Source organism: Halomonas sp. LMYGS-3 (assembly GCF_059509875.1).
Map to the genome: position 1 here is coordinate 1 of NZ_JCAKFQ010000055.1, position 9078 is coordinate 9078.

Annotated in this window: 9 protein-coding genes; 1 reads left to right on the top strand and 8 read right to left on the bottom strand. The window is 49.5% G+C overall.

Annotated elements, in window-relative coordinates; all coding sequences use genetic code 11:
- Positions 1-437: 437 nt before the first annotated feature.
- The 3 genes from AC5W54_RS22220 to AC5W54_RS22230 form a co-directional block, all read right to left on the bottom strand.
- On the bottom strand, positions 438-1160 hold the full coding sequence (locus AC5W54_RS22220; protein WP_495964279.1) for a hypothetical protein: 723 nt from the start codon (positions 1158-1160) through the stop codon (positions 438-440).
- 513 nt (positions 1161-1673) lie between these two features.
- Positions 1674-2207, bottom strand: coding sequence for a hypothetical protein (locus AC5W54_RS22225; protein ID WP_495964280.1), 534 nt, complete (start codon positions 2205-2207; stop codon positions 1674-1676).
- Between the two features lie 45 nt (positions 2208-2252).
- The gene (locus tag AC5W54_RS22230) at positions 2253-2951 is read right to left on the bottom strand and encodes a hypothetical protein (RefSeq protein ID WP_495964281.1); all 699 of its coding nucleotides are present in this window, start codon (positions 2949-2951) and stop codon (positions 2253-2255) included.
- 98 nt (positions 2952-3049) lie between these two features.
- Between AC5W54_RS22230 and AC5W54_RS22235 the strand changes: the two genes are divergently transcribed.
- A protein-coding gene (locus AC5W54_RS22235; RefSeq protein ID WP_495964287.1) for an IS3 family transposase occupies positions 3050-4566 on the top strand; the annotation gives its coding sequence in 2 pieces (ribosomal slippage) (positions 3050-3490 and positions 3493-4566; 1515 coding nt in all).
- Positions 4567-4581: 15 nt separating this feature from the next.
- On the opposite strand, the gene AC5W54_RS22240 is transcribed toward AC5W54_RS22235, so the two are convergent.
- From AC5W54_RS22240 to AC5W54_RS22260, 5 genes are all read right to left on the bottom strand, one after another.
- Positions 4582-5676 carry a hypothetical protein gene (locus AC5W54_RS22240; protein WP_495964282.1) on the bottom strand — a complete coding sequence of 365 codons (1095 nt, stop codon included), beginning with the start codon at positions 5674-5676 and terminating at the stop codon, positions 4582-4584.
- Positions 5677-5867: 191 nt separating this feature from the next.
- A complete protein-coding gene (locus AC5W54_RS22245; RefSeq protein ID WP_495964283.1) occupies positions 5868-6188 on the bottom strand; it encodes a hypothetical protein in 321 nt (106 codons plus the stop codon).
- 203 nt (positions 6189-6391) lie between these two features.
- On the bottom strand, positions 6392-6757 hold the full coding sequence (locus AC5W54_RS22250; protein WP_495964284.1) for a hypothetical protein: 366 nt from the start codon (positions 6755-6757) through the stop codon (positions 6392-6394).
- A 208-nt stretch (positions 6758-6965) separates the two neighbouring features.
- Positions 6966-7430, bottom strand: a complete 465-nt coding sequence (locus AC5W54_RS22255; RefSeq protein WP_495964285.1) for a hypothetical protein — start codon at positions 7428-7430, stop codon at positions 6966-6968.
- A 494-nt stretch (positions 7431-7924) separates the two neighbouring features.
- The gene (locus tag AC5W54_RS22260) at positions 7925-8677 is read right to left on the bottom strand and encodes an endonuclease/exonuclease/phosphatase family protein (protein ID WP_495964286.1); all 753 of its coding nucleotides are present in this window, start codon (positions 8675-8677) and stop codon (positions 7925-7927) included.
- Positions 8678-9078 lie beyond the last annotated feature (401 nt).

The window sequence follows — 9078 nt, forward strand, 5'->3', positions numbered from 1 at the left end:
CCACCCCGCCTCGCGGCGACGCAGTTACCTTCGGCTACGGGGTCATGGCTTACCCCGGTGCGGACTCTCACCGCACTGTGTGCACGCCTTCACGGGCGCACTGGGAGCGCAGATTTTCTGCGCGAGTGAAGAGGGCAGAATGGCTAAAAGCCATCGCATCATCCTGGCCGAAACACCTTGCAGGAGCCGTTGTAGCGGCATTCAATAGATGAGCCATCTATTTGAGGGAAAGATTCTTTGAGGAACCGTCAACAGGGAAGAACAAGCTAATAAAGAGATTACTGACAGACAGAACCGGCCAAAAGCGGACGTTCAGCATGTACTCATGTAACCCAATACTCTGCGGCGATTATGAAGCTGAGAAACGAGGAAAATGGTAAGGTTATGCCTGACACTGAACATCCAATGATGCATCGTTAGTGCCTATGACTTACCTATTAATCACGTGGCGCTGATGGGGAATTCAATGATACGAGCTTTAAGGATTCTAGGATTATATCTCCATACGACTGCAGCAAATTGCGAAACTCTTCCCTAAACACAGTAATTCGCAATCCATCTTCCCATGAGTCAGGGTTTCTAGAAATCAACCCCCGCCAAACCACAATGGCTCTCACCATGTCGGCCTCTGAAAAGCGTGACAAATCAAAGAACAAAGAATGTGGATCATTCTTTCCATGGTCAGCACTTTGGCTCCATGCAAGAAGTGCCGGCCCTCGGATGTGATGTTTGTTAGCTTTAGCCATTATGCGCTGCGCACGCTCATAATCGTAATTTTCTACAAGAAGATCGCACTGTCCATCATAACTGCTCGCCCTGCCTTTAATTAGCCAGTAAGTTGGCATGCCAAGATAAATTCGGCTTCCTCGCGTAGAATTGTTTAGCTCTAAGCTAAGCGTATCGTGAAGCTTCAAGAAAGCCTGGCATGCGGCCATATGCCTACGTTGTTCTGAAGGAGTTCTAGCCGGATCCGGAAGTAACAAAAAACCTTTTGCGGGCAAGCTTGGATCTGGCTCCTCATATTCATACAGAATATCTCTTGTTGAAATATATATATCATCTACAGGGTCAATTACAGAATAACTTGCGCAACCAGATGCCATTATAATAAACAATGAAATGATAACTCTTGCGTTGGAATAGATTGTTTTAGATAACATTTCTAGCGCTTCCTCTTGCGCAGTCGCCACCTGCCAATTACTGTACAGATCCCCACACACATCACAACTACCAAGCCTATTGCTCCAGAATTCAAAGGATGGAGCCAATAAATAATCAACATAGACAAAACAAGTCCAAAAAAGACCGCCCCTGATATTATTATAATTCCATTCATTTCATCACCTTATTTCGTTTTCTTAGGCTTGACAAATCTCGTAACTAGGCGACTTTAGTGTTTACAAACATGTCTTGGCTTAACCATTATTAGGCTTCTCAATCCAATAGCATTAGCGAAAGTTTATTAATCGGAGAGCCCTCAATAACCAAGTACAACACCAACCCCCTCGCGGATCATGATGTCATGACCTATTGTTATGGAAAACTCTCTACTAAAAGCCGCCAAACCCCTGAGCCCAATAAATAAGTGAGGTATTCAGACATTTTAGTGTAGCCTAAAGTTCAGCATCCGGCCAAAAGCGGAATTTCAGTGATCTTTTATATAACGCGTAAGCTCAGCCACGCGTCTTAGGCGCGTCGGCTGTAGAGCCTTGTTGGCCGCTCGCGGATTTTTCCAACAGCTCCGCGCGGAATGAAAACGCCGATGGCTCCAAGCGAAACAATGTATCAGACAACCGGAGCATAGCGATGTCATTCCGGTGGTTGCCCAAGCTCTCTCTCATCGTAACGCACAGCCGCTTGAAAGCGAGTATCTCTTTCTCCCGCTCTAGCGTCCCTCCTGCGAGCCAGAAGTCAGCAAGAGCCTCAACTACAGCAGCTTCGGCACATACACAGATGCGGGCCTTGGCGTCGTTCAAGACGGCAAGCTCTTCCAACTCATCACTCTTCTTGCCTAGGCGGCGAGCCGCGACCAAACGAGAGGCGGCTTGTAGAAAGTCCCCATACGCCTTTAGCCGCATGGTGGCCAGTTCATTCCCGCGTGTCCGCCGATCGGCGAGCCAGTGCGCAACAAGTGCTACGACTACAGCACTGGCCAACGAGAGTGTAGTTGCAAATACTGCTGACATGTTTTTCAATCCGTTCAACACCTGCGATCACGCGCTGGTCACGTGCATTGCTTTTTTTTTGCCAGGCTACTTATTGCAGTATATCAAGGGTATCGTGTTCATATCTTTTGCTGCGTGAGCAAATGAAGAGATAATCCAGAACAGTTGTGTAACATGCCCTCTAACAGGCTTCTTTTCCTTTATTTTTTCAAACTCTTTCATCACTTGAGATTTAGAAATAAATGAACAACTGAGGATACACCTTCTGTTGAGCTTATAATCCTTCAGCAAATTATCCAGGTAGACCTCAAACTTATCGAGATCCCCTTTTCTTATTCTAGATATCTCAGTTTCTAGTCCAGAGCTTGTTTTATAGTTTCCGACCGATGCGTTATTCAACTTCGAAATCATTGAGGCCGGCCTAAAATACATGTTGCCAAGGTTTTTTATTCCCTGACCGACGACTTCATGCAAGTTGCTTGCAGATGTGCTTGGGTCACCATGCTTAGAGTGAATGAAACATATATTAGACTCTTTCTTATTAAAGGTTATATGGTCCGCCCACTCATCTCCCAAATCATCACAGAACACATAATCATCATTTTTATGAACCGATTCAACCATGCTAAACATTGAGCCGTTAGAAAACTTAGACACACCCTTGGAAAACTCTCCCTTCTCGGAACTTACCTTCGACATCCCCCCTACTGGTTGCAGGATTTCCAGAATGTTGTCAATTTCTGATATACCCGATGAGTCCTCAAAGCATGATCCCATGAAATACATGTACTTCCCTATCTGTCAACGTAGTTGTCACCTAACCCAGCTTAGAGGTGATCAACGTGCGTTACTCTCCGGAGCGTAAGGAAGCCATCCTCAAGAAGATGGCGCCGCCCATGAGCCTGACCATCCCGGAACTCGCCGAACAGGAAGGCATCTCAGCAGCAACCCTCTACAATTGGCGAAAACAGGCCAGAGCACGAGGACAGGTTTTGCCATCACGATCCACCAAGCCCGATCAGTGGACCAGCCAGGAGAAGTTCCGCATCGTCCTGGAAACCGCCCCGATGAACGAGGCGGAGTTCGCTGCCTACTGCCGTGAGCGTGGGCTCTACCCCGAGCAGGTGGAGGCCTGGCGGGATGCCTGCATGAACGCCAACGCGGATGCGGCAGAGCAGTCCAAGCAGCAGCGCCAGGCCCGCAAGGAGGAGCAGAAGCGGCTCCGCAAGCTGGAGCGTGAGCTGCGCCGCAAGGACAAGGCGCTCGCCGAGACGGCGGCACTGCTGGCCCTGTCAAAAAAAGCCGAGGCGATCTGGGGCACGACCCACGACGAGGACGACTGACCAGCCTCCCGGATCGCCAGCGCATCGTGACACTGGTGCAAGACGCCCAGCGTGACGGTGCTCGGCTGGCCAAGGCCTGTCAGGTGATGGGCATCAGTACGCGAACCTACCATCGCTGGACCGCAGAGGGCAGCGTGGCAGCTGATCTGCGCCCTGAGGCGGATCGGCCTGAGCCGGTCAATAAGCTCTCGACAGTGGAACGGGAGGCGATCGTGGCGCTCTGCAATTCGCCCGAGTATCGCAGCCGACCACCGGCCTTCATCGTGGCGGATCAGGCAGACAAGGGCCGCTACCTGGCTTCTGAGTCGACGATGTACCGAGTGCTGCACGAGCATGGGCAGCAACACCATCGGGGCCGACAGCAGTCTCCTCAGCGCAAGCGGCCGCCGACTACCCATCAGGCAAGTGCGCCTAATCTCTTGTGGTGCTGGGACATTTCGTGGCTTCCAGGCCCGGCGCGCGGTACCTGGTGGTATCTCTACCTGATCATGGACGTCTTCAGCCGAAAGATCGTCGGGCATGAGGTCTACGCAACTGAAAACGGCGAACTGGCCGCCGAGCTGATCCAGAAAGTCTGCTGGCGGGAGCACCTGACGGACCGCCATAAACCCTTGATTTTGCATTCAGATAACGGCAGCCCGATGAAGGCCGCGACCTTCCTGGAAAAGCTGTATGACCTGGGGATCACCCCGTCCTACAGCCGACCGAGGGTCAGCAACGACAATGCCTTCGCCGAGTCGGCCTTCAAGACGCTGAAGTACCGGCCAGGATTTCCCATCGACGGCTTCGCCACGCTCGCCGAAGCCCAGGCGTGGGTCCAGCAGTTTACCGAGTGGTATAACCATGAGCACCGCCACAGCGCTCTCCGCTACATCACACCCGGGCAGCGACACAGCGGCGAGGCTGGCGGAATTCTGGCTCAGCGGCGAGAGGTATTTGAGGCCGCAAAACAGCGCCATCCTGAGCGCTGGTCGGGCGACATCCGAAACCTCAGCTTGCCAGAGGTCGTACACCTGAATCCCGAGCGGGAGCCAGTATGCCAGGCAGCAGGATTTTAAAGAGCCGACACCATTTCATGTGTCATCTATGTTGACAGACACCGACTTCGGATCATCGAAAGTAATGCTATACAGCCCATTCTTTATTATGTATTTTTGTAGCGTAATCTCTTTTCCATTTTCAATCACCCGAAACCTCGACAGAGTTTTAGAGTGCAGGGTAAGCGTCTTCTTGTTTTCTCTAACTCGAGAATTGTCATCAACTCCCAATATATTGAGTTCAGAGTCTAGCTCATATACCTTCTCTAGAGCACCCTCCAACTTCCCGGAAATACGTGACGAAACGGATAGCTTTCCTCCCCTCCTTGTTTTGTATATCAGTGTCAAATCGTCTCTTTCAATTCTTTCAAATAACGAAGAGCTTTCTACCAAAACAGCATTTGGCCTAGTCACATTTAAGACATCAGCCAGTTCAATTTTGCTGGCAAAAGCATCAAGGAAATTATTCGATGATGGTGACTCAATGAGCTTTATCTGATCTCTAACCCACAGCCCAATATCATCAAGTGATTCTCTACTAGATGATTCAACAACACGCCCAGTTCCGGATATCGACTTTGTCGTCGCTCCCTGGCGCAATTTAAAGTAAAACGGTATCGATCTTCCGGCAGAGTGCGTAGAGAGCAAGCCTTTTAGGTTAGCTGCCTCATAGGACCGCGTTCTCATGGCCCTGTCAGATATTGTCATATTTCGAAGCGCCATCTTTTGAAATTCTACATCCTCATCAGCAAATGTAGATGAAAACTCTTTACTCCCAATTAGAGAAAAGTTTTCCTCTAGAGCATCAGATATATTGGCACAGCTTTTCTTCAAGATTGCCAAATAATCATCAATCTCTATTATTATTATAAATGCGTGAACCAAGTCTTCAAAGTCATCATCTAAGAAGTAGACTGGCCGACTGGAAGGAAATACTTTTACTGAGTAGACAAATCCGAACTCCTGCTCTGCTAAAAAACTCTCCTGCCGAAAAGAATCAACGATAAACTCTCCATCAAGAGTGATGTTATCTGCTGCTGCATCAAGGATTTTCTGGATATACGCGTCGCTCACTGGCCCTTCTGCCCGAAAAAACTGTGCATTTTTTGTTAATTGAAGCCTATCAGGCACAAGTCTATCTCCTTGCTAACTGTTAACCGATGAACGTACTTGCAGCCTTTGCCAATATGGCCGCTTTGGGTCGCCAGCTGCCAAAATCATTTCATCAGCATAGACTAACATTCCTCATTCGGCCAGAAGCCGTAGTTCAGAATGTGCTCATGTAACGCCGCCATCACGCGCTTGTCGCGTGCATGGCATTGTTATGAATTTTTGTAGAAAAGATACACAGCAAAAGACAGCATCACGAAACAGAGAAACAGAAAAATGTTGCTTAGAGTGTTGTTCCGCCAACCGTCTACCCATTTGTGTATTTCCTTGTTGTGGTAGCGATAATGAGCCACTTTGCCAGCCAAGCCAAAACTGACAATTGATCCAAATGCTAACGTCCAACCTAAAGCGCCACCAGGCATACCTGCTCCTGCTATTAGGGCCCACAATACCATGACGAAGGATATTCCTGATATAGCTAAGACAAAGTCAGGCCAGTGTTCGAGCTTTATATTTTTGAATGGATTATCCATCTACGTTCCAATTTCAACAGGTATTAGACCGCCGCTAACACACCCACTTGAACGCGCATGCACGTTCAATAATGTTATACTGCCCGCCCCTAATCTTCTGAAAAAAGGCAACATTAAGTATAGATAGGCAGTATAACCAATCATCGTGCGGGCTGCATAAAACTCCGATGAACACGCATGCTGCCTTGGCCGGCAAGTCAGCTTCAGGTGATCCCAAAATAGCTTGCGGCATGGAACATCGCTGGCATCACTACCAAACCCACTACCGGCACCATAGGGGTGATCTTTGCTTTGGTCAGCCCACCTCCAAAGATCGCCGCGAAGGCAGCGAGTAAAAATATAGGTATTAGCTTGAACATGGGCTGATAAGAGATCCATAGCCAAGCAATGAAGTACCCAATCCCGACAAGACCCGCCAGTGAGAAGACCATCTGGGCTCCCGGCGTAGGCGGCGAGTCCGGGCCATAGATCTCATGACCGGCAATGACCATCATCTGCCCCATACCGATGAAGAAGCCACAGATCGTGCAGGAAAGGGCCACCAGCAGGTAGATATCTAACTCACTCACTCTCGATCCCTCTCATCTAGCTGCTCACCATCCACTCACTTCCACATAGCCTCATATGAAGGAGGGTGGATCCTTCAGCGCCACATGATCACTAGCACCCCAACCTCCTTCCCGGCCCTACGTGCCGGTCATGTGGCTACGCCACCTAGTAAGTAGACACGAACATGTTACCACTCCCCGACGGGCCATTATCTAATATGGCTTTTACTCACCGCCTGGAGTGGTCCATCCAGGAGAGATCCATCCCAGTCTCTTTCTCGATGCTCTTCGCCAGGAACTCTCTTTGTTCTACGCTGAGTAGTTGGATGCCAATGTCCGTTATCTCATCAAGATCATCGACTTCCTCTTGCTTCAGTGTGACTTGGCCATACCCTCCAGCCATGTGATGCTCGATTTTTTCCCTGCGAGCATGCAAAAGCTCCAAGCAAGCAGCCTTGACGCTGAGCGGTATGTCATAGGTGCGGATTGTCTCTGCTAGCAGAAAAGTGGCGATCATGAAGTACCGCAGCTTCCCTTTCTCTGTGAAGCGCTGCTCCCCCAGCTCTAGGATTGTGTGCCCACCAAAAGGGGTAAAACACACCTGGCGCACAAGCTCCTGACTCTTGCACTGGGCTTTGATCTCAGCGGCCACTCCAGCGATGAGGGCCCGCCTGCGAAAATAATTAAACATCATCCACCTATGGCTTAATCCAGTTGCTGATTGTTTGTTGGCTAACTCCTACAGCCTAGGCAATTTCGCGCTGAGCCCCTGAGCCGCCAGCTCCCTCACCCGATAACAACGGGCCACCAACGGGCATCAGAAGCGCTCCAGTCAACTTCCAAAAGGCTGCTAGCTTACTAATTCCTTGTCGCACAACGTGACCCTCAATGGCATCGGTAAAGATAATAAACCTTATGAAATCGACAGCTTGACTATTATCTTATCGCTTTCGCCCCTAATGTTCTACCATGCATAGGCATTCCGCAGCCCTCAGCTGGTCGCCGAGGTGTAGCTTGCCATCTACCTTGGCATGACTGCCAGTTTGAAGCATTCCGTAAAGAAAACGACCATATTGCATACAGCAGCTCTCGGCCAAGAGCGGACAATCGGTCAAAGCTGATCGCCCGGCTCACACGCAGGTTTGGAGACGCGAAGGCGTGGAAAATCGGTCGTTGTGCAGCCGATTGTTAACTGTTGATGCTCAACGTCAATGGCACGTGGTCACTTATTGAAATCCAGTCGTCGTACCGTCCGACCTGCAAAGCACATTCTTCCGTGATATCGGCCGAAGTGAAAACGTAATCAATGTGATAGCCCTTCTGGCGGTTCCGCTGCAAGAAAAATGTTGGCCTAGTCTCATTTCCCTGCTTTTCCTCGAATACTTGGTGATATTGGCTCTTGAAACCCAACTCACTGAGCTCGACAACTACGTCCGAGTGATTCCACCAACGGTCAGGTTTATCCCAACGCACATTGCTGTTAAAATCGCCGAGAATGATTGTCTTTGCCCCGCTCAGGTCTTCGCGATGGACCTGAAGATACTTCCAGAATTGTCCTATGTAACCAAATACTTCTTCGTTGCGCCCTTTCGTCCATACGGCCAGTATAGTGAAATCTCCGTTAACCGTGAAAGGAAGAAAAAGCCTGAGGTCTTCCGTGTTCCAGCTCAGTGTTTCACTATTGCTAACCAGCCCAGGCACAGAAAAGCTGCCGTTCCAATCTAACTTTTCAACTCGGTGACCGTTTCGGGGAAAAATACCGATACCCCGATTCTTTGACTCACCCACCCACAAGTAAGAGCCGGCCCACTTCCTGTAGTCAGGGGTCGATAGCGCAGGGTCTTCGCACTCTTGGACCACCAATATGTCAGCTTGCAAATGATCTGCTCCTGCAAGCTTTCGTCTCAGTGCTCCATTGCAGTTCCAAGTTACGACTTTCATAGATAGAGACAGTTAACTTTTGGTTAAGGGGCGGGCTTCATCCCGTCCCAGTGAGAGCAGCGAACGATTAGTTCCATTTGTTATTCGACTACAGCACTCGATTAACAATGAACGGTAAAAATATCTCCTCTGAGTTTTCTTGAAGATCAACGCCAACGCGACAGTCTAGTGTTAATCTGTAACTTCCATCTGGGAATTCAACGACTTGTCGATGTAGCTTATCCCTTATCTTGAGCTTTGCTATTGCTTGGCTCGGGATCTTTCCCGTCATTTGATCTAGGGAACCGCTGATCAATTCGATGCCGAGCGCCTCTAGCGCTCAGCGCGGCAAATTTCGCGCGTCAGCGGTTGATTTTTGACCACCTCAAGTGGCCTATTTTTCCTGGCAGCCGGCTTATCCG

Excerpts from the sequence above, each read along its gene's own strand:
- AC5W54_RS22220 (WP_495964279.1), bottom strand. The coding sequence starts at position 1,160 with ATGTTATCTAAAACAATCTATTCCAACGCAAGAGTTATCATTTCATTG.
- AC5W54_RS22230 (WP_495964281.1), bottom strand. The coding sequence starts at position 2,951 with ATGTATTTCATGGGATCATGCTTTGAGGACTCATCGGGTATATCAGAA.
- AC5W54_RS22245 (WP_495964283.1), bottom strand. The coding sequence starts at position 6,188 with ATGGATAATCCATTCAAAAATATAAAGCTCGAACACTGGCCTGACTTT.
- AC5W54_RS22255 (WP_495964285.1), bottom strand. The coding sequence starts at position 7,430 with ATGATGTTTAATTATTTTCGCAGGCGGGCCCTCATCGCTGGAGTGGCC.
- AC5W54_RS22260 (WP_495964286.1), bottom strand. The coding sequence starts at position 8,677 with ATGAAAGTCGTAACTTGGAACTGCAATGGAGCACTGAGACGAAAGCTT.